The organism is Pseudomonas khavaziana, from assembly GCF_036704165.1.
Classification (GTDB): domain Bacteria; phylum Pseudomonadota; class Gammaproteobacteria; order Pseudomonadales; family Pseudomonadaceae; genus Aquipseudomonas; species Aquipseudomonas khavaziana.
This window is the reverse complement of the sequence record NZ_CP129946.1, coordinates 6,146,376-6,166,036: the sequence shown is the minus strand read 5'-3', so window position 1 is coordinate 6,166,036 and position 19,661 is coordinate 6,146,376. Positions and strand designations below refer to the sequence as shown.

At 61.0% G+C, this 19,661-nt stretch carries 20 protein-coding genes; 10 read left to right on the top strand and 10 right to left on the bottom strand.

Annotated features, from left to right (window positions below):
- Positions 1-54: 54 nt before the first annotated feature.
- The 4 genes from coaD to QYQ93_RS27600 all read right to left on the bottom strand — a co-directional run bounded on the left by coaD (position 55) and on the right by QYQ93_RS27600 (position 4,273).
- The gene (gene coaD, locus QYQ93_RS27615) at positions 55-534 is read right to left on the bottom strand and encodes a pantetheine-phosphate adenylyltransferase (protein WP_003176711.1); all 480 of its coding nucleotides are present in this window, start codon (positions 532-534) and stop codon (positions 55-57) included.
- Positions 535-637: 103 nt separating this feature from the next.
- A complete protein-coding gene (locus QYQ93_RS27610) occupies positions 638-2,233 on the bottom strand; it encodes a GMC family oxidoreductase (protein WP_338475912.1) in 1,596 nt (531 codons plus the stop codon).
- Between the two features lie 37 nt (positions 2,234-2,270).
- Entirely contained in the window at positions 2,271-2,816 is a 546-nt protein-coding gene (locus tag QYQ93_RS27605) for a hypothetical protein (RefSeq protein ID WP_043047029.1), read from the bottom strand.
- Between the two features lie 29 nt (positions 2,817-2,845).
- Positions 2,846-4,273, bottom strand: coding sequence for a coniferyl aldehyde dehydrogenase (locus tag QYQ93_RS27600; protein ID WP_338475911.1), 1,428 nt, complete (start codon positions 4,271-4,273; stop codon positions 2,846-2,848).
- A gap of 145 nt (positions 4,274-4,418) precedes the next feature.
- On the opposite strand from QYQ93_RS27600, the gene QYQ93_RS27595 reads away from it, so the two are divergent.
- Both QYQ93_RS27595 and QYQ93_RS27590 read left to right on the top strand, forming a co-directional pair.
- Positions 4,419-5,090, top strand: a complete 672-nt coding sequence (locus QYQ93_RS27595; protein ID WP_005792294.1) for a TetR/AcrR family transcriptional regulator — start codon at positions 4,419-4,421, stop codon at positions 5,088-5,090.
- A 33-nt stretch (positions 5,091-5,123) separates the two neighbouring features.
- Positions 5,124-5,978 carry a sulfurtransferase gene (locus QYQ93_RS27590; protein WP_043047031.1) on the top strand — a complete coding sequence of 285 codons (855 nt, stop codon included), beginning with the start codon at positions 5,124-5,126 and terminating at the stop codon, positions 5,976-5,978.
- 120 nt (positions 5,979-6,098) lie between these two features.
- Here the strand turns inward: QYQ93_RS27590 and QYQ93_RS27585 are convergent, their stop codons facing one another.
- The 4 genes from QYQ93_RS27585 to QYQ93_RS27570 form a co-directional block, all read right to left on the bottom strand.
- Positions 6,099-7,094, bottom strand: coding sequence for a hydrolase (locus QYQ93_RS27585; RefSeq protein ID WP_217880849.1), 996 nt, complete (start codon positions 7,092-7,094; stop codon positions 6,099-6,101).
- Between the two features lie 115 nt (positions 7,095-7,209).
- Positions 7,210-7,815, bottom strand: a complete 606-nt coding sequence (gene rsmD, locus QYQ93_RS27580) for a 16S rRNA (guanine(966)-N(2))-methyltransferase RsmD (protein ID WP_043047033.1) — start codon at positions 7,813-7,815, stop codon at positions 7,210-7,212.
- Positions 7,815-9,305, bottom strand: coding sequence for a M16 family metallopeptidase (locus QYQ93_RS27575; RefSeq protein WP_043047034.1), 1,491 nt, complete (start codon positions 9,303-9,305; stop codon positions 7,815-7,817). Before QYQ93_RS27575 ends, rsmD begins: the two co-directional genes overlap by 1 nt.
- Positions 9,298-10,653: a M16 family metallopeptidase gene (locus QYQ93_RS27570; RefSeq protein WP_043047035.1), complete on the bottom strand. Its 1,356-nt coding sequence runs from the start codon at positions 10,651-10,653 to the stop codon at positions 9,298-9,300. The genes QYQ93_RS27575 and QYQ93_RS27570 overlap by 8 nt, the downstream gene beginning before the upstream one ends.
- A 338-nt stretch (positions 10,654-10,991) precedes the next feature.
- Between QYQ93_RS27570 and ftsY the strand changes: the two genes are divergently transcribed.
- The 4 genes from ftsY (at position 10,992) to rpoH (ending at position 15,039) form a co-directional block, all read left to right on the top strand.
- The gene (ftsY, locus tag QYQ93_RS27565; protein ID WP_338475908.1) at positions 10,992-12,368 is read left to right on the top strand and encodes a signal recognition particle-docking protein FtsY; all 1,377 of its coding nucleotides are present in this window, start codon (positions 10,992-10,994) and stop codon (positions 12,366-12,368) included.
- Positions 12,365-13,036, top strand: a complete 672-nt coding sequence (gene ftsE, locus QYQ93_RS27560; protein ID WP_003195112.1) for a cell division ATP-binding protein FtsE — start codon at positions 12,365-12,367, stop codon at positions 13,034-13,036. Before ftsY ends, ftsE begins: the two co-directional genes overlap by 4 nt.
- Positions 13,033-14,055, top strand: a complete 1,023-nt coding sequence (ftsX, locus tag QYQ93_RS27555) for a permease-like cell division protein FtsX (protein ID WP_043047037.1) — start codon at positions 13,033-13,035, stop codon at positions 14,053-14,055. Before ftsE ends, ftsX begins: the two co-directional genes overlap by 4 nt.
- Positions 14,056-14,184: 129 nt before the next feature.
- Positions 14,185-15,039 carry an RNA polymerase sigma factor RpoH gene (gene rpoH, locus QYQ93_RS27550; protein ID WP_003176698.1) on the top strand — a complete coding sequence of 285 codons (855 nt, stop codon included), beginning with the start codon at positions 14,185-14,187 and terminating at the stop codon, positions 15,037-15,039.
- A 123-nt stretch (positions 15,040-15,162) separates the two neighbouring features.
- Here rpoH and mtgA read toward each other — a convergent pair whose 3' ends face one another.
- A complete protein-coding gene (gene mtgA / locus QYQ93_RS27545) occupies positions 15,163-15,885 on the bottom strand; it encodes a monofunctional biosynthetic peptidoglycan transglycosylase (RefSeq protein ID WP_338475907.1) in 723 nt (240 codons plus the stop codon).
- A 74-nt stretch (positions 15,886-15,959) separates the two neighbouring features.
- On the opposite strand from mtgA, the gene QYQ93_RS27540 reads away from it, so the two are divergent.
- The 4 genes from QYQ93_RS27540 (at position 15,960) to trmB (ending at position 18,198) form a co-directional block, all read left to right on the top strand.
- Positions 15,960-16,334: a DUF423 domain-containing protein gene (locus QYQ93_RS27540; RefSeq protein WP_043047039.1), complete on the top strand. Its 375-nt coding sequence runs from the start codon at positions 15,960-15,962 to the stop codon at positions 16,332-16,334.
- 79 nt (positions 16,335-16,413) lie between these two features.
- Positions 16,414-16,614 carry a sulfur carrier protein ThiS gene (thiS, locus tag QYQ93_RS27535; protein WP_032878918.1) on the top strand — a complete coding sequence of 67 codons (201 nt, stop codon included), beginning with the start codon at positions 16,414-16,416 and terminating at the stop codon, positions 16,612-16,614.
- A 54-nt stretch (positions 16,615-16,668) separates the two neighbouring features.
- Positions 16,669-17,463 (top strand): thiazole synthase, encoded by a 795-nt coding sequence (locus QYQ93_RS27530; RefSeq protein WP_032884143.1) that lies wholly within the window; start codon positions 16,669-16,671, stop codon positions 17,461-17,463.
- 9 nt (positions 17,464-17,472) lie between these two features.
- Positions 17,473-18,198: a tRNA (guanosine(46)-N7)-methyltransferase TrmB gene (gene trmB / locus QYQ93_RS27525; RefSeq protein ID WP_032878921.1), complete on the top strand. Its 726-nt coding sequence runs from the start codon at positions 17,473-17,475 to the stop codon at positions 18,196-18,198.
- Positions 18,199-19,337: 1,139 nt separating this feature from the next.
- Here trmB and QYQ93_RS27515 read toward each other — a convergent pair.
- Entirely contained in the window at positions 19,338-19,661 is a 324-nt protein-coding gene (locus QYQ93_RS27515; RefSeq protein WP_043046299.1) for a DUF3392 domain-containing protein, read from the bottom strand.

Here is a 19,661-nt window from a genome sequence, read left to right as displayed (position 1 = left end):
CGCAATTGTGCCGCATTGGCGCCCGCAGTGCGAGCAGGCGCCGCTTGAGCGGTCTTACTTCTTGAAGCGCAGGGTCAGTGCATCTGCCACCGCAGGATGGACGAACTTGGTGATATCTCCGCCCAACGCCGCGATTTCACGGACTAACGTCGAGGAAATGAACGAATAACGTTCCGACGGCGTAAGGAACAGGCTTTCCACATCCGGCGCCAGTTGGCGGTTCATGTTGGCCAGCTGGAATTCGTATTCGAAGTCCGACACCGCGCGCAGGCCACGCAGGAACACATTGGCGTTCTGCTCCTTGGCGAAATGCGCCAGCAGCGTCGAAAAGCCCACTACTTCCACGTTAGGTAGGTGCTTGGTGACCTCGCGCGCCAGCTCCACGCGCTGTTCCAGGGGAAACAGCGGGTTTTTCTTGGGGCTGGCCGCGACCGCGATGATCACATGGTCGAACAAGCGAGAGGCGCGTTCGACCAGATCGCCATGGCCTTTGGTAATCGGGTCGAAGGTACCTGGGTACAACACTCGGTTCATCGCGTCGTCCTGGCGGAGTCCGTTGGGGAACCGGATGGTATCGCAGCCATCCCGGTCGGCCAAGTCGACTTATGTAGATAGAGGTTGTCAATCCCAAGCTTTTTCATGCCGTTTTCAGACGTTCGGCCAATGCTGTCGCCAGTTGCGCGGTCAATCCGTACACCGACAATTGCGGGTTGGCGCCAATGCTGGTGGGGAACAACGAGCCATCGTGGATCGACAAGTTGCGCAACTGATGATGGCGGCCAAGGCTGTCGGCCACGGCGTTTTTCGGGTCTTCGCCCATGGCACAGCCGCCCATCACATGGGCGCTGCCCAGGGTTGTGCGGTGCAATTCCAGGCTCAAGCCGTCAATCACGCTGCGTGCTTCGGCCAAGGTGTTCACGAACCGTGCGTCGTGATGCAAGGGCTTGACCGATTTGGCCCCCGCGGCGAACTGGATCTCGGCCATGCTGTGGAAGGCCCGGCGCAGGCCATCCCAGGCGTAGGGTGAGACCTGATAGTCGAGCACTGGCGTGCCGTCACCACGCAGTTCCACAGTGCCGCCCAGGCTGTCGGGGTGAAAACCGTCGCGCAGCAGTGCGAGCATGGCGTGGGTGTGGGGCAGTCGATTCATGTCCAGTGCGTTCTGCGTGCCATAGCCCCCGAACAAGGTGCTGGCCAATCCAGGATGTAAGGGCGGCGCTTCAAGCTTGTAGGACATTTTGCCAGTGGTGCCGTCCTGCCATTGGAAATGGTCGGAATAGATCGACTGCGGCGCACCGTAGAACGGGTTGATCACTTCATCGAACAACCCGGCGGAGAAGTTGACCAGATGCAGAAAGGTGCGTTTGCCCAGCCGCGAATGCGGGTCGGGTGCGTCCGAGCGCATCAGCAGGGCCGGGCTGTTGATGCCGCCGCCCGACAATACGTAGTGCCTGGCCTTCACGCTGATCTTGCGTCCGGTGGGTGCCACGCAGCGTTCGTCCATCGCCACGCACTCCAGGCTGCTGATAGTGTCGCCGCTGTATTTGAGCTGTTCGGCGCGGGCCAGGTACAGCAGCTCGCCGCCGTTTTCCAGGGTGGAGGGGATAGTCGTCACCAGCATCGATTGCTTGGCGTTGACCGGGCAGCCCATGCCGCAATAACCCAGGTTGAAGCAGCCGCGCACGTTGCGTGGGATCACATGCCAGCTGTAGCCGAGTTTTTCGCAGCCTTTGCGGATCACATCGTTGTTGGCATTCGGCGGCAGCGCCCACGGCGCGATGCCCAGGCGCTGCTCCATTTTTTCGAACCAGGGCGCCATTTCGGCGCTGCTGTGACCCTTCACTGCGTATTCGCTGGCCCAGTGGGCGAGGGTGGCGTCGGGTGTGCGAAAGCTGGAGGTCCAGTTGATCAAGGTGGTACCGCCCACCGCCCGGCCTTGCAGGATAGTGATGGCGCCGTCCTTGCTCATGCGCCCGATGCCCTCCTGGTAAAGGCTGGCATAGGCTTCGTCCTCCAGCAGCTTGAAGTCGCTGCTGGTCTTGAGCGGGCCTTCTTCGATCAACAACACTTTGTAGCCGGCGGCGCTGAGGATTTCGGCGGTGGTGCCGCCTCCGGCACCGCTGCCGATAATGGCTACATCGGCTTCCAGGGTCAGGTCGCTGTCGAGGGCGGCGCCGTTGTGGGTTTTCCAGCCTCGGGCCAGGCCGTCGCGGAACAGATCGGGTACGGGCATCAGGTTCGTCTCTGGTTTTTATTGTGAGGGATGCGAATCAGATCTTCGGCGGGCCGGGGTAGCCGCAATGGGCCCAGGACGCGGGCCGGAAGTACCAGGCCATGATCACCAGCTTGAGCAGCGAGCCCTGGCCCATGCGCAGCAGGTTCAGGTAGCTGTTCTCCCAGCGGTGCAGGAAGTTGCGGATTTGTTCGCTGCTGGCGTTCTCCCAACTGCCCCAGATCCCGGTCAACGGGCCGCGGGTAATACCCATGCTCAGCACGTCAAATAACTGCTGGGTGAGCTTGAACATTTCTGGCGACAAGTGCTGCAGGCTGTAGTCGAGCTTTTTCAGGGTGTCGTCAATGCCAGCGACTACCGCCTCGGCGCTGGCCGCACCTTCCAGCAGCACCGGGATCACCGCACGCAAAAACGGCAGGTCACTGGCGCGCAGCATCGCAAAGCCACTGGCCGGCGTACTGCTGGAGCAGCCGCTGAGGCTGGCGCCAAGACCGGCAGTGGCGAGAAACGCGCTGGCGCACAGGCCGATTTTCAAGACGCCGCGCCGCGACAGCGCGGGTGATTCAGTCAGGCTGGGGTTCATTATTTTTATCGTCCCGAAGGTGGCGGTTATCAGCGGATAAACAGCTTCTGGATCAATTTCTGGATCGATTTGCCATAAGGTGGGTAGATCAACTTCGCCGCGTTCAGGCGTTGCTTGACCAGTACACCCTTGGCCTTGCTGAACGTCAGGAAACCCTCATGGCCGTGGTAATGGCCCATGCCCGACGGGCCGATGCCACCGAACGGCATGTCATCCTGGGCGACGTGCAGCAAGGTGTCGTTCAGGCATACGCCCCCGGAGTGGGTTTCGTGGAGCACGCGCTCCTGCTCGCCCTTGTTGTAGCCGAAGTAATAAAGCGCCAGTGGGCGCGGACGCTGGTTGATGTAGGCAAAGGCTTGGTCTAGGCCGCGATAAGGCACGATGGGCAAAAGCGGGCCGAAGATTTCGTCCTGCATCACGGTCATGTCGTCGCTGACATTCAATAGCAGGCTGTGGGCCATCCGCCGCGCCTGGCTTTGCTCGTACAGAGGGATCAGGGTGGCGCCCTTGTCGGTGGCGTCCTTGGCGTAGGCATTGAGCCGGGCCAGTTGCCGCTCGTTGATGATGGCGGTGTAGTCCGGGTTGTCGGCCAGGGTCGGATAGAACCCGCGAATGGCCTTGGAGTAAGCCTCGACAAACCCCTCCACGCGGTCTTGCGGAACCAACACATAGTCCGGCGCCACGCAGGTTTGCCCGGCGTTCAAGGCTTTGCCGAAGGCGATACGCTCGGCGGCGTCCTTGAGGGGTACATCGGCCGAGACAATGGCTGGCGACTTACCGCCCAGCTCCAGGGTGACCGGCGTGAGGTGCTCGGCGGCTGCGCGCATCACGTGCTTGCCAATGCTGGTGGCACCGGTGAACAGCAGGTGATCGAAGCGCAATCTGGAGAACGCCATGCCCACTTCGGCTTCGCCCAGCACCACGCACACCAGGTCTTCGGGGAAGATCTTGGCCAGCAACGCCTTGAGCAGTTCGCCGGTGGCCGGTGTGGATTCGCTGAGCTTGAGCATCACTCGGTTGCCGGCTGCCAACGCCCCGACCAGCGGACCAATGGCCAGGTACAGCGGGTAGTTCCACGGCACGATGACGCCAACTACGCCCAAGGGTTGATAAATGACCTTGGCCGAGGCGGGCTGGAAGGCAATGCCTACAGCGCGGCGGGAGGGTTTCATCCAGCCCTTGAGGTGCTTGGTGGCATAGTGAATGCCGTGCAGGCTTGGCATCAGTTCGGCGAACAGGGTTTCGTCCGCGCTGCGATGACTGAAGTCTTGGCTGATCGCCGTGATCAGCGCCTGGCGTTCATCGCTGAGCATGTCCCGCAAGGCCTTGAGCCATTGCTGGCGTTGCGCCGCCGGTGGCATTGGATTGGCGGCGTAGGCGCGACGTTGGGCGTCGAACAGGTCCTGGAGGTGATCCAGCGCCTGGGAATCTTGCAGGTAGGCAACGTTGGCAGACATGGCGCGGTCCCGGTTGTTATTGGTCTGCCTGGATTTTTAGAGTCATTACTCTAAATTGTCAAATAACATTGCAGTAACATCCGGATTTATCCTGGCCGGCATAGGCCGTAAGATGCCCCATCCCGTGTATAGAAGCTGATCCCCTATGGCACCACGAGTAAAGACCAGCGAGCGTATTGTGCAAACCAGCCTGGAGCTTTTTAACCAGCAGGGCGAGCGCAGCGTCAGCACCAACCACATTGCCGCCCATATGGAAATTTCCCCGGGCAACCTGTACTACCACTTCCCCAACAAGCAGGCGATCATCGCCGTGCTGTTTCGCGAATATGAAGCGTTGGTAGACAGTTTCCTGCGCCCGCCCCAGGGGCGCACGATGGTGGTGGAAGACAAGCGCTTTTATCTGCAGGCCGTGCTGGCGGGCATGTGGCGTTATCGTTTCCTGCACCGCGATCTTGAACATTTGCTCGAAAGCGACCCTGAACTGGCCACCGGCTACCGGCGGTTTTCCCAGCGTTGCCTGATCCAGGGCGGTGCCATCTACCAGGGGTTTGTCGATGCAGGCATTCTCAATATGGACCCGGTGCAAACCGAGGCGCTGACCCTGAACGCCTGGATCATCCTGACCTCGTGGGTGCGATTCCTGTGCACCACCAATGAGAAATCCACCCACCTGAGCGCCGAGGCGATCAAGCGTGGGGTGTACCAGGTGCTGGTGCTGGAGGCGGGGTTTGTCACGCCCCAGGCCAAAGAGGCGGTGGACGCCTTGTTCAAAGAGTTTTACGTGCCGTTGAACCAGGCACTTGAAGAAGTGAAGTAGGACCTTTCCCCTTTGTATTCACAGGAGTCCGTCATGCCGCTTGCCCAACTGATCAGCCCCCAGCAATTGGCCGAGCGCCAGAAGTCAGCCGGGCTGGTGATCCTGGATTGCCGCTTTGCCCTGGAAGACCCGGACTACGGACTGTGCAGTTACGCCGAAGGGCATATCGAGGGGGCGCAATATGCCGACCTGGAGCGTCACCTCAGTGGCCCGGTAACCAAGGGCGTGACCGGACGTCATCCTTTGCCAGCAGCAGACACGTTCGCCAAGCAGCTACGGGCCTGGGGCATCAGCGCCGACACCGATGTGGTGCTGTATGACGATGGCCCGGGCGCCTATGCGGCCCGCGCCTGGTGGCTTTTGGCCTGGCTGGGCAAGCGGGAGGGCGTGTTTATTCTCGACGGTGGTCTCAAGGCATGGCACAGCGCCGGTCTCCCCCTGAGCTTGGATGCACCGGTGATCGAGACGGGTACCTTTGCCGGAACACCGGATCCTCGGCTGGTACTGGATGCCGAACACTTGCACAAACGCCTGGGCCGACCTGGCTTGACCCTGATCGACGCCCGCGCCCAGCCGCGCTTTCGTGGAGAGGTTGAGCCCATCGATCCGATTGCCGGGCACATCCCTGGCGCGCAGTGCGCGGCATTCACGGAAAACCTGGGCAGTGACGGGCGCTTCCTGCCGACCGAGCAGCTCAAGCAACGCTTTGCTGCGCAGTTGCAGGGGCGCCCGCCGGAGGAGTTGGTGGCGTACTGCGGTTCGGGGGTGACGGCGTGCCATAACCTGTTTGCCCTGGCCTTGGCGGGATATCCGTTGGGCAAGTTGTATGCGGGGTCGTGGAGTGAGTGGATTACGGATCCGGCGCGGGAAATTGCAACAGGCGACTGAGCAATCGCCCCTGTAAACCCAATCAAAATGTGGGAGGGGGCTTGCTCCCGATAGCGGTGTAACAGTCAGCTTATCTTTAGCTGACCCACTGCAATCGGGAGCAAGCCCCCTCCCACATTTTTATCCATGTTGTGCCAGTAGCCATTGTGGGATGCGGCGTTCCAGGTAATAGCCTGGGCGCTTCAGCGAGCCCTCCACGAACCCCACATGCCCACCCTTGGCCAGCAGCTCAAACTCGGTGCACTCCGACAGCTCACTCGCCTCGGGGAGGCTATGAGCAAATACAAACGGATCATCGGCCGCCTGGATGATCAGCGTTGGTGTGCGGATATCGCCCAGGTAGTAGCGACTGGAGGCGCGGCGATAGTAATCCTCAGCACTCAGAAAACCATGCAACGGCGCCGTCACCCGCCCGTCGAAGTCCCAGAACGTGCGCATCTTTTCCAGGGAGCCCAGTGCCTCCAGGGTTTTGAGCCCTTCCTCGCGGCCATCCTGCAAAAACTGGCGCTGCTTGACGCGGATATACGCCAACATCTCGCGCATGAAATGTTTCTGATAGATCCGCGAAAACCCCAGGCCGATGCGATCAGCGCACTGATCCAGGCGAAATGGCACCGACACCGCCGCCGCGCCTTGCAGCTGCGAAGCCATGCCGGTTTCCCCCAGGTGCTTGAGCAATACATTGCCGCCCAGTGAATACCCTACGGCATACAAGGGTGCCAGCGGCCGCTTGGCACGCAGATGGGCAATCGCCGCCGCCAGGTCTTCGCTGGCGCCAGAGTGATAGCTGCGGGCAAGCAGGTTCGGCTCGCCGGAGCAGCCCCGCCAGTTCAATGCGACACTGGCCCAGCCTTGGGCGGCAAGGGCTTTTTGCAGGCCGGCCACGTAGGGTGAGTTGGACGAACCGGTGAGGCCATGCAACACCAGCACCAACGGTACCTGTGCATCGTGGGGGCCGTGCCAGTCGAGGTCGAGGAAGTCGCCGTCTTCCAGCCACAGACGTTCGCGCTGGCGCTCGATGTGGGTCGTCGGGCGCCACAGCGGCCCCCACAATGTTTGCAGGTGGGGGTTGCCGAGGCCGAAGGCGGGTTTGAAGCGGTCTGTAGATGGAATCATGAATTACTCGCTGCCGCCCTGTAGGAGCGAGCTTGCTCGCGAAAAACGTTAACGATAACGCAGCGCTATCAGACAGCCCGTGTCGCCTGTTCGACCTTCGCGAGCAAGCTCGCTCCTACAGAGAGCGGTGCCACAGCGCGTAATACACCCGCCCGGATTTCTGCTCCCGGTGCAGGCGCCAGCTGCCCGGCAGGCCGAGTGTGGAAGGCGCGGTCTCGCTTTCAGTGTAGACCCAGGCATCCGGCGCCAACCACTGGCGCTCTTCCAGCAATGCGCACACGGTCGGCAGCAGGTTCTGGTTGAACGGCGGGTCGAGAAACACCACGTCATATTCCGTGGCCGCCTGGGTTTCCAGATAGCGCAGCGCGTCAGCCGTCTGCACCTGGCCGGTAGTGCAGCGCAGCGTGCCCAGGTGCTCCTTGAGGCTGGACACTGCCACATTACTGGCATCCAGCGCCTGACCCTGGGCGGCGCCACGTGACAGCGCCTCCAGGAACAACGCGCCACTGCCGGCGAACGGATCAAGCACCTTGGCCCCGCCGATATACGGCGCGAGCCAGTTGAACAGGGTTTCACGCACGCGGTCCGGCGTCGGGCGCAGGCCGACGACGTCGGGGAAGCTCAGCTTGCGGCTGCCCCATTCACCGCCAATGATGCGCAGTTGGCCCACACCGTTATGTACGTTGTGGACAGGTTTTTTCGGGCGAGATGAACTGGCCATTAATGCTCCGGAACCCCGAGCGGCTGCTCGGCAGGTTTATCAGTGGGGGGCGGTAGTGGCTTCTGCGCAATCGTCGGGCCGGCGGTCACGATGACCATCTTGTCGGCGCTCAAGTGTTTGTTCATGGCTGCCTTGACCTGCTCTACGGTCAGGGCCTGGGATTGTTTCATGAAATCTTCCAGATAGTTCAGCGGCAGGTTGTAGAAACCCATGGCGCCCAACTGCCCGACGATATCGGCATTGCTCGCAGTGGACAGCGGGAAGCTGCCAGCCAGTTCGCGCTTGGCGTCATCCAGTTCTTTTTGCGTCGGGCCGGTCTTGAGGTAGTCAGCCAGCACGTCTTCAACCAGGCGCAGCGTGCCGCCGCTCATTTCGGCGCGGGTCTGCAGGTTGATCATGAACGGGCCGCGCACCTGCATCGGTGAGAAACCGGAGTACACACCGTAGGTCAGGCCGCGCTTCTCACGCACTTCACTCATCAAGCGGGTGCCGAAGCCGCCGCCGCCGAGGATCTGGTTGCCCAGGGATAAAGCAGCATAGTCCGGGTCGGCGCGGTCGATCCCCAGTTGCGCGAACAGCAGGTGGGTCTGCTTGGATGGGAACTCGATGCGGCTCAGGCCGGCTTTTGGCTCGGTCGGCTGGGCAATCTTGGCCATGGCCGGGCCTTTGGGTAGCGACGCAGAAACCTTGGCCGTCATGGCCTCGGCTTCAGGGCGGGTCAGATCGCCCACCACCGCAATCACCGCATTACCGGCCGCATAGGCTTTGGCGTGAAACGCCTGCAACTGCGCCAAGGTAATCTTCGGCACGCTCTCGGAGGTGCCTTCGCTTGGGTGCGCGTAAGGATGGTCGCCGTACAGGCGCTTGAACAGCTCAATGCTCGCCAGCTTGCCGGGGTTCTGCTTCTGGTACTCGAAACCGGCCAGGATCTGGTTCTTGATCCGTGCCAGGGAGTCCGCCGGGAACGTCGGCTGGCCGATCACTTGGTCAAACAATGTCAGGGCCGCTTCGCGCTTATCGCTGTCGCTCAGGCTGCGCAGGGAGACCAGTGCCATGTCGCGATAGGCGCCATTGCCAAAGTCGGCGCCCAGGCCCTCGAAACCACTGGCGATCTGGCTGACATTCTTGCCCGGCACGCCTTCGTTGAGCATGGCGTTGGTCATCAGCGCCAGGCCCGGCGTGTCGCCATCCTGGCTGCTGCCGGCGGCAAACAGGATGCGCATGTCGAACATCGGCAGTTCATGGGCTTCGACGAACAGCACCTTGGCGCCTTCGGCGGTGGTCCAGGTCTGCACATCGAGCTTGCGGTTGGTCGGCGCCTTGCCGTCCAGTTCTGCCAGGGATTGCAGGGTGCTGGCCGATTGGGCCTTGTCCAGGGCCTGGCTGGCGACCGACTCGCTCGGGCGCAGGAAGTACACGGCGCTGGCCGCCATCAAGGTGACGGCGATCAGCCCGGGCAGGATCAGGCGGCTGCTTTTACGATTACTCATGAGCGGTCTCCTCAGGCAAAACATGGGCGACGCTCAGACGTTCGCGGGTGAAATAGGTGCGGGCAGCTTTCTGGATATCTTCCGGCGTGACGCTTTGCAGTTCGGCCAATTCGCTGTCCATCAGCTTCCAGGACAGGCCGACGGTTTCCAGGGAGCCAATGGCCGTGGCCTGGCTGGTAATGGAGTCGCGCTGGTACACCAGGCCGGCAATCACCTGGGCACGGATCCGTTCCAGTTCTTCGGCAGTCGGCGGCTTGGCTTTCAACTCATCCAGCAGGCGCCACAGGCCGGCTTCGGCTTGGGCAACGGTCTTTTTCTTCTGCTGGTTGGGGGTGGCCGACAGCATGAACAGCGTATCGCCACGGGTATAGGCGTCGTAGTTGGTGGAAGCGGCCGACACCAGCTCCTCGCCACGTTCCAGTTGTTCGGAGATACGTGCGCTGTAGCCGCCGTCCAGCAGGGCCGAGATCAGGCGCAGGGCTTGCACCGAGCGTTTGTCTTCGGCAGTGGCCAGGCCAGGGACGTTGAAGCCCAGGAATACACTCGGCAGTTGGGTCTGCACGTGCAGGGTCAGCAGGCGCTCGCCAGGCTCGGGCAGCTCCATTGGGATCTTCGCCGGTGGCACATCCCGCTTGGGGATCGGGCCGAAGTAACGCTGGGCCAGGTTTTTCACCTCGTCCGGGGTTACGTCGCCGACCACCACCAGGGTGGCGTTGTTCGGTACATACCAGGATTGGTACCAGTGGCGCAGCTCCTCGACCTTCATGCGGTCCAGGTCAGCCATCCAGCCGATGGTCGGCGTGTGGTAGCCGCTGGCGGGGAAGGCCATGGCCTTGAAACGCTCGTAGGCCTTGGACATGGGGTTGTCGTCGGTGCGCAGGCGGCGTTCTTCCTTGATGACCTCGATTTCGCGGCTGAACTCGTCGGCAGGCAGGCGCAGGCTGGCCATGCGGTCGGCTTCCAGTTCGAAGGCCACGCCCAGGCGGTCGCGAGCCAGCACCTGGTAATAGGCGGTGTAGTCATCGCTGGTGAACGCGTTTTCTTCGGCGCCCAGGTCACGCAGGATCAGCGAGGCTTCGCCGGGGCCAACCTTGGCGCTGCCCTTGAACATCATGTGTTCCAGGGCGTGGGACAAACCGGTCTGGCCCGGGGTTTCATAGCTTGAACCAACCTTGTACCAGACCTGGGAAACCACCACTGGTGCGCGATGGTCTTCGCGCACGACCACTTTCAGGCCGTTATCCAGGGTAAATTCATGGGTGGGTTGTGGGTCGGCAGCGAAGGCTGAAAGGGGCAGACAAACTGTGCTGAGCAGCAGGCCTGCGGCGCGGCGGGCTAGAGCATTCATTCGTTTTTTAACCTGTTGGGCTGCCCGCTTGGTCTTAGCGTCGGCGGGCGAGGAGGTGCTAGGATACTGATCCGATTTAGGGACGGCCACTGCGGTCGTCATCTTGTCCCGGATCCAGTCGTAGGAATGTTGGAATAGAGGGTGTTTTTCCCCGACGATCTTCAACTTTTCGCCGATTTTATCGCTTCAATCCTATATTGAAACGATTTGCCAAGGCCTTTATTTACGCCTTACAAAATGTTGCGCATGAACAAGCGGGCGTTAAAGCAGTCTGTTCTGCATCGAATTTATTTACCGAGGCGCCCTGGCGCATCGCTACTTTGAGATAGCCGTCCTCCATGTTTGGTTCCAACGACGACAAGAAGAGCCCAGCTGCGGCTGGCGAGAAAAAAGGCCTGTTCGGATGGCTGCGCAAAAAGCCGCAGGAAACCGTCGTCGAACAGCCGCAGGTTCAACCCGAGCCCATTCCTGAGCCTTTAGTAGAAGCCGAACCGGTTGCCGATACTCCGGAGCCGGTGGTGTTGCCGATGGCCGAGCCGGTATTGCAGCCGGTGGTCGAGGCAGAGCTTGAGCCTGAACCCGAGCACAAACCGTGGCCGGAACTGCCGGTGGCCGAAGAGCCTGTGGCACTGGTTGAAGATGTGCAGGCCGAACATGTGGCTCCGCCGATCCCGGTGGTTATCGAGCCGCAGCCGGTGATTGTCGAAGCACCGGTCGAGCCGGCGCCCGTGCAGATTGCCGCTCCCGCTGTGATCGAAGAGCCAACCGTCCCTGCCGAAACCAGCAAGACCGGGTTCTTCGCCCGCCTCAAGCAGGGCTTGAGCAAGACCAGCGCCAGCATCGGCGAGGGCATGGCCAGCCTGTTCCTGGGCAAGAAGGTCATTGATGATGAGTTGTTGGAGGACATCGAGACCCGCCTGCTCACCGCCGACGTGGGTGTCGAAGCCACCGCGGTGATCATCCAGAGCCTGACCCAGAAGGTCGCGCGCAAGCAGTTGACCGACGCCGATGCCCTGTACAAATCCTTGCAGGCCGAACTGGCGGCGATGCTCAAGCCGGTGGAAGCGCCGCTGGTGATCACGCCGAACAAGCCGTTCGTGATCCTGGTGGTCGGCGTCAACGGCGCCGGCAAGACCACCACCATCGGCAAGCTGGCCAAGAAGCTGCAGGGCGAGGGCAAGAAAGTCATGCTCGCCGCCGGTGACACCTTCCGTGCCGCCGCCGTCGAGCAGTTGCAGGTATGGGGCGAGCGCAACAAGATCCCGGTGATCGCCCAGCACACCGGTGCCGATTCCGCTTCGGTGATCTTCGATGCCGTGCAAGCCGCCAAGGCCCGTAACATCGACGTGTTGATCGCCGATACCGCAGGGCGCCTGCACACCAAAGACAACCTGATGGAAGAGCTGAAGAAAGTCCGCCGTGTCATCAGCAAGCTCGACGCCGACGCGCCCCACGAAGTCTTGCTGGTACTCGACGCAGGCACTGGCCAGAACGCCATCAGCCAGGCCAAGCAATTCAACCAGACCGTGCAACTGACCGGCCTGGCATTGACTAAGCTCGACGGCACGGCCAAGGGCGGTGTGATTTTCGCCCTGGCTAAACAGTTCGGGTTGCCGATTCGTTATATCGGTGTCGGTGAAGGCATTGACGACCTGCGCACCTTTGAAGCCGAACCCTTTGTACAGGCACTGTTTGCCGAGCGGGAGCGTTCATGATTCGATTCGAGCAGGTCGGTAAACGCTATGCCAACGGGCATGTGGGCTTGCATGAGCTGAGCTTTCGCGTGCGGCGCGGCGAATTTCTGTTTGTCACCGGCCATTCCGGCGCTGGCAAAAGTACCCTGTTGCGCCTGTTGCTGGCCATGGAACGCCCAACCACCGGTAAGTTGCTGCTGGCAGGCCAGGACCTGGCGACCATCAGCAATGCACAGATTCCGTTCCTGCGCCGCCAGATCGGCGTGGTATTCCAGAACCACCAGTTGCTGTTCGACCGCACGGTGTTCAACAACGTGGCCCTGCCGTTGCAGATCCTCGGGCTGTCCAAGGCCGAGATCGTCAAGCGCGTGGATTCAGCCCTGGAGCGCGTGGCGTTGTCGGACAAGACCGATCTCTTCCCTGGCGACCTGTCCACCGGCCAGCAACAGCGTGTCGGTATCGCCCGCGCCATCGTCCATCGCCCGGCCTTGCTGCTGGCGGACGAACCCACCGGTAACCTCGACCCGCGCCTGGCGGCCGAGATCATGGGGGTATTTGAAGACATCAACCGCCTGGGCACCAGCGTACTGATCGCCAGCCACGACCTGGCCCTGATTGCCCGCATGCGCCATCGCATGCTGACCCTGCAACGCGGTCGCCTGATTGGTGATGGGGAGGCCGGCGTATGAGTGCTACACGTAGCCCTAAAGTGTCCGAACGCGTGGCGCCGAAACCGGCCGACCCGCAACCACCGAAGAAAAAGCGCGACGAAGACGACGGCCCGGACTTCGGTACCTTGCTGCATGCCTGGATCGAAAGCCATCGGGCCAGCCTGGTCGACAGCCTGCGCCGTCTGGGCAAGCAGCCGATCGGCAGCTTTTTCACCTGTCTGGTGATGGCCGTGGCGTTGAGCCTGCCGATGGGTTTGTCGCTGCTGCTTAATAATGTCGAGCGCCTGGGCGGGTCCTGGCAGCGTGCGGCGCAGATTTCGCTGTACCTGAACCTGGACGCCAGCAGCAAGGACGGCGAAGCGCTGCGCGACGAGATCAAGAACATCCCGGGGGTTGCCGAGGCCGAGTACATCAGCCGCGACCAGGCCCTTGAAGAGTTCCAACAGCAATCCGGCCTGGGCGAGGCGCTCAAGGAGCTGCCGCAGAACCCATTGCCTGGCGTGGTGCTGGTGACGCCGAACGAAGTCGATAAGCCGGCCTTGGAGGCCCTGCGACAAAAACTCGCAGAGATGCCGAAGGTGCAACAGGCGCAACTTGATCTAGTCTGGGTAGAGCGCCTGGCCGCGATCCTCAAGCTGGGCGACCGCTTTGTGTTCGGTTTGACGGTGTTGTTGGTGTCTGCATTACTTTTGGTGATAGGTAATACCATTCGTCTTCATATTGAAAACCGCCGCACCGAGATAGAAGTGATTAAACTGGTCGGCGGCACGGACAGCTATGTGCGTCGTCCTTTTCTGTACATGGGCGCGCTTTATGGCTTGGGTGCAGGGGTTTTGTCCTGGGGCGTACTGGCGTTTGGCCTTGATTGGCTGAACGACGCGGTTGTTGGGCTGGCCGGTTTGTATGGCAGTGATTTTGCCCTGGCTGGGGTGCCGGTTGCCGATGGTCTGAGTCTCTTGCTTGGCGCCGTCCTGTTGGGGTATATCGGTGCCTGGATTGCGGTAGCACGTCATTTACGTGAACTGGCGCCGAAGTAGTTAATGCCAGGGTAATGTGGTTTCGTTTGTATTGACCGTATCAGTGGTATAGGGAACTTGTCCTACGGTTCCCGGTCAATTTTCGCAGTGCTGAACTGCACGAGTTATGTGAGTCGGAGGTTTTTTCGTATGACCACTTCTTTGCAACCTGCTTATGCCTTGGTCCCGGGTGCGAACCTGGAGGCTTATGTGCACACGGTCAACAGCATTCCATTGCTGACGCCTGAGCAGGAGCGTGAACTGGCCGAGAGTCTCTACTATGAGCAGGATTTGGGGGCGGCTCGGCAGATGGTGCTCGCCCACCTGCGTTTTGTCGTACATATCGCCCGTAGCTATAGCGGCTACGGCCTGGCCCAGGCTGACCTGATCCAGGAAGGCAACGTCGGCCTGATGAAGGCTGTAAAGCGCTTCAACCCTGAAATGGGCGTGCGCCTGGTGTCATTTGCCGTGCACTGGATCAAGGCGGAAATCCACGAGTTCATCCTGCGCAACTGGCGCATCGTGAAAGTGGCGACCACCAAGGCCCAGCGCAAGCTGTTCTTCAACCTGCGCAGCCAGAAAAAACGCCTGGCGTGGCTGAACAACGAGGAAGTCCACCGCGTGGCCGAAAGCCTCGGCGTGGAGCCCCGTGAAGTGCGCGAGATGGAAAGCCGCCTGACCGGCCATGATATGGCGTTCGACCCAGCCGCCGAAGCGGATGATGACAGCGCCTTCCAATCGCCGGCCAACTACCTGGAAGACCACCGGTACGACCCGGCGCGTCAACTGGAAGACGCCGACTGGAGCGACAACTCCAACCACAACCTGCATGAAGCGCTGGAAGTACTGGACGACCGCAGCCGTGACATCCTCTACCAGCGCTGGCTGGCGGAAGAGAAAGCCACGCTGCACGACCTGGCGCAGAAGTACAACGTGTCGGCCGAGCGGATTCGTCAGCTTGAGAAAAGCGCGATGAACAAGTTGAAGCTGTCGATCGCCGCTTAACTGGCTATATGGTCAAAATGTGGGAGGGGGCTTGCTCCCGATAGCAGAGTGTCACTCGACATCAAAGTGGCTGATCTTCCGCTATCGGGGGCAAGCCCCCTCCCACAGTTGTTTTAAGTTGTGTCAGTTGGACCAGGGCGCTTTGCGAGGGGTATTCAGTTCCACCAGGTATCCAGCGCCACCCAACTGACTCATCTGCTGACGAATCCACGCCGCCCGCCGCGCCACATAAGCCGTCGGATGACTGGCACTCCACACCCGCGGATTGGGCAACACCGCCGCCAGGTAACTGGCCTGCTGCCTTGAAAGGCCCTTGGCGCTGACGCCAAAATGGTGCCGCGCCGCCGCCTCTGCGCCAAACACACCGTCATCCCACTCCACGCTGTTGAGATACACCTCAAGAATCCGCTCCTTGGGCCACAACACCTCGATCAAGCCGGTAAACCACGCCTCCAGGCCCTTGCGCAGATAACTGCGGCCGGCCCACAGGAACAGGTTCTTCGACACCTGCTGGCTCAACGTGCTGGCGCCGCGAATCGAACCGCCGCGCTCGTTGTGCAGAATCGCCGCCTGGATCGCGCCAAAATCAAAGCCCCAGTGCTGCGGGAAGCGCTGGTCTTCACCGGCCATCACCGCCACTTTCAGGTCGTCGGAAATCTCATCCCACGGCACCCAGGTGCGTTGCAGGTCAATGGGCTCGCCGTCGATCCAGGATTCGACCTTGCGCTCCACCATCAATGCAGTGAACGGCGGCGGAACGATCCTGAACAGCAGCACCAGCAACACACTGCCGATGGCAAACCATTTCACGACGTTGAGAAAGCGTTTGAAGAGGACACGCAGCATAGAGATGGCTTGGCCGAACCCGTTGAGCGGGCCATTATACAGACCCTGCCCGATGAGTCTGACTGGAGTTCCCAATGCTGCGTAGCTTTCTGATGCTGGCCGCCTTTTTCGGCTTTACCGGTGTTGCCCTGGGTGCGTTTGCCGCCCACGGCCTGAAAAATCGCCTGAGCGCCGAGTACCTGGCGATCTTCCATACCGGTGTGACCTACCAGTTGGTGCATGCCTTGGCACTGTTCGGTGTGGCCTTGCTGGCGGCGCATATTCCGGGCCGACTGGTCAATTGGGCGGGCATCTCGTTTACCGTCGGCATCCTGCTGTTCTCCGGCAGCCTGTATGTGCTGACCCTGACCGGCATCAGCAAACTGGGGATCATCACGCCGTTTGGCGGGCTGGCGTTCCTGCTTGGCTGGTTCTTCCTTGGCCTGGCGGCGTGGCGCTTGCAGCTTTGACCGCTTGACGCTTGGAGCTGACCCGCACGTCCCAATCGCGCTAGAATGCTGGCCCCTAAAAATGATGGCGGCCCGTGGCATGCGCATTCAGTTGAACGGTGAACCCTTTGAACTGCCCGACGGTGAAACCGTCGCGGCCCTGCTGACCCGCCTGGACTTGACCGGGCGTCGGGTCGCAGTGGAGCTCAATCTGGATATCGTCCCGCGCAGCCAGCACGCCGAGACCTCGCTGAAAGAAAACGACCAGGTCGAAGTGGTCCACGCCATCGGTGGCGGCTAACCTGCCACGGCCGCAACGCATTCTGCAGAACCTCATCCAAACAGAGGATTTCCCATGAGCATCGTTCGTAGCGACAAGCCTTTCGTCCTGGCCGGTCGTACCTACCAGTCCCGCCTGCTGGTCGGCACCGGCAAGTACCGCGACATGGAAGAAACCCGCCTGGCCATCGAAGCCTCGGGTGCCGAGATCGTCACCTTCGCCGTGCGCCGCACCAACCTTGGCCAGATCGAAGGCGAGCCGAACTTGCTCGAAGTGCTGTCGCCGGATCGCTACACCTTCTTGCCGAACACCGCTGGCTGCTATGACGCCATCGAAGCCGTGCGCACCTGCCGCCTGGCCCGTGAGCTGCTCGACGGCCACAACCTGGTGAAGCTGGAAGTGCTGGCCGACCAGAAAACCCTGTTCCCCAACGTGATCGAAACCCTCAAGGCCGCTGAAACCCTGGTCAAGGAAGGCTTCGACGTGATGGTCTACACCAGCGATGACCCGATCATTGCCCGTCAGTTGGCAGAAATCGGCTGTATCGCCGTGATGCCGCTGGCTGGTTTGATCGGTTCCGGCCTGGGCATCTGCAACCCGTACAACCTGCAGATCATCCTTGAAGAAGCCAAGATCCCGGTGCTGGTGGATGCGGGCGTGGGCACTGCCTCCGATGCAACCATCGCCATGGAACTGGGCTGCGATGCGGTGCTGATGAACTCGGCCATCGCCCACGCCCAGCAACCGATCATGATGGCCGAAGCCATGAAACACGCGATCGTCGCGGGCCGCCTGGCCTACCTCGCCGGGCGCATGCCGAAAAAACTCTATGCCAGCGCTTCTTCGCCGCTGGATGGTCTGATCAAGTAAGAGCTATTGATGACTGAATCAAACGAAACGCCGAACACCGTGGAAGCAGGCGACGAGTCCAAGCACCGCCGCATCAAGAGTTTTGTGATGCGCGCCGGCCGTATGACCGAAGGCCAGCAAAAGGGCCTGGAACAAGGTACTCCGCTGTTCGTTTTGCCCCTGGCCGATGCGCCGGTTGATTACGACCAAGTGTTTGGCCGTTCGGCCCCACGCTCCCTGGAAATCGGTTTCGGCATGGGCCACTCCCTGCTGGAAATGGCCGCGGCCGCACCGGAGCAGGATTTCATCGGTGTGGAAGTGCACCGTCCAGGCGTTGGTGCGTTGCTTAACGGCGTGCTCACCCAGGGCCTGACCAACCTGCGAGTCTACGACTGCGACGCGATTGAAGTGCTCAACCGCTGCATCGCCGACAACAGCCTCGACCGCCTGATGCTGTTCTTCCCGGACCCGTGGCACAAAGCCCGTCACCACAAGCGTCGTATCGTCCAGGCGTCTTTCGCAGAGCTGGTGCGCAGCAAGCTCAAGGTGGGCGGCATCCTGCACATGGCCACCGACTGGGAACCGTACGCGGAATACATGCTGGAGGTGATGAACGTCGCCCCTGGCTACCGCAACCTGGCGGAAGATGGCAAGTGCGTGCCGCGCCCGGCCGAGCGGCCGATCACCAAGTTCGAACGCCGTGGTGAGCGGTTGGGGCATGGGGTGTGGGATTTGAAGTTCGAGAAGCTGGCTTAAACAGTCATCAGCTTGAAATGCAATCAAATGAGGGAGGGGGCTTGCTCCCGATTGCGGTGTCAGCCACCAAATCTTTGGCTGATACACCGCAATCGGGAGCAAGCCCCCTCTTATCAAACTTCAAGTAATCTACTGATTTTAAAGGGTTAAAATTTAGTCCTAACGCTGGATATTTTGGAGTCGGCCCAGGTTGCTGCGCGACGGCGCCACGTCGACGATGTGACCGGGTTGTTGGGTTGTTGGGGCGAGTACATATCCGTTGCTTAGGTAACGGCCACTATAGGTTCCGCCCTTACGGCGGCTCACTTTGCAAAAGCGGCAAAGTAAGCAAAACGCTCTTGCCCCACCACTCGGCACCTCGCTTGGGCTCGGTGTGCCCGTAATCCGCCATGGATTTGGGGGGCCGCCGCCACGCGCCATCCATGGCGCGGGGCGGCTAAACCGGCATCCCTGCCGGTTTACCCCCCAAATCCCTGTCGAATTCCGGCCAGCGTGGTTTAACGGGGCGCCTTAGATCAAAAACACAGCGAGGCGGCCTTATAGCCGACCTGATCGTTGAAGCGTGCGCGTACCCCTGTGGGAGCGGGCTTGCCCGCGAAGGTCGTTAACGATGACGCGGGAAACCAGAAAGAACGCGGCGTTCTCAGGTTTTTCGCGAGCAAGCTCGCTCCTACAGAAAAGCACAAGCGCCGCCAGCGTATCTGCGATGCGCAGCGAGTCGCTCTTGATCTTGCTTTTGATCTTAGACGCCCCGTTAAACCACGCTGGCCGAACGCAGGCTTGAAGCCGTGGGTAACCCGGCAGGACGCCGGGTTAGCCGTCCTGGGCCAGGGATGGCCCATGACGGCGGCCCACGGATTCAAGCCGGAGTGAGGGCACACCGAGCCTAGGCGAGGTGCCGAGTGGTGGGGCATGTAGCGTTTTGCTTACTTTTGCGCCTTTCAAAAGTGAGCCGCTGTATAAAAGCGGAACCATAAGTGGCCGTTGCCCAAATAACGGATATGTACCCAGGCCGAAAACCAACATCCTGCTCGGCTGTCAGGCTGCCACGGGAACAAGCTCCCTAGTTTGCTGCGCGACAGCGTCACATCGAAGATGTGGTGGGGACTCCCACATTTGTATCTGTGTTGGGCCTGGGATCAGCGGCGGTCTGCCACCACCCCAATCAACACCAGCACCACGATCAGCACCGGCGCGAGGCTGTAGTTATTGAACTGGCTCAGCCCCCGCACAATCCACGGCGTAGCGTAGATCAATGCCGCACCGCTGCCGATCATGCACAGCAGGGCCATCAAGGGCACGCGCAAGGCGCCAGCGATGCTGCCCAGGCGCGCTTCGACCCAGCCCTTGATATCGGCGCCGAACAGCACCAGCAAGCAGCCCACAAGGGCCAGGGAGATTTCCGACAGGTTGCTACGGCTCCAGCGGGATACGGTGGCGAGCAGGTCGAGTACCAGATCCAT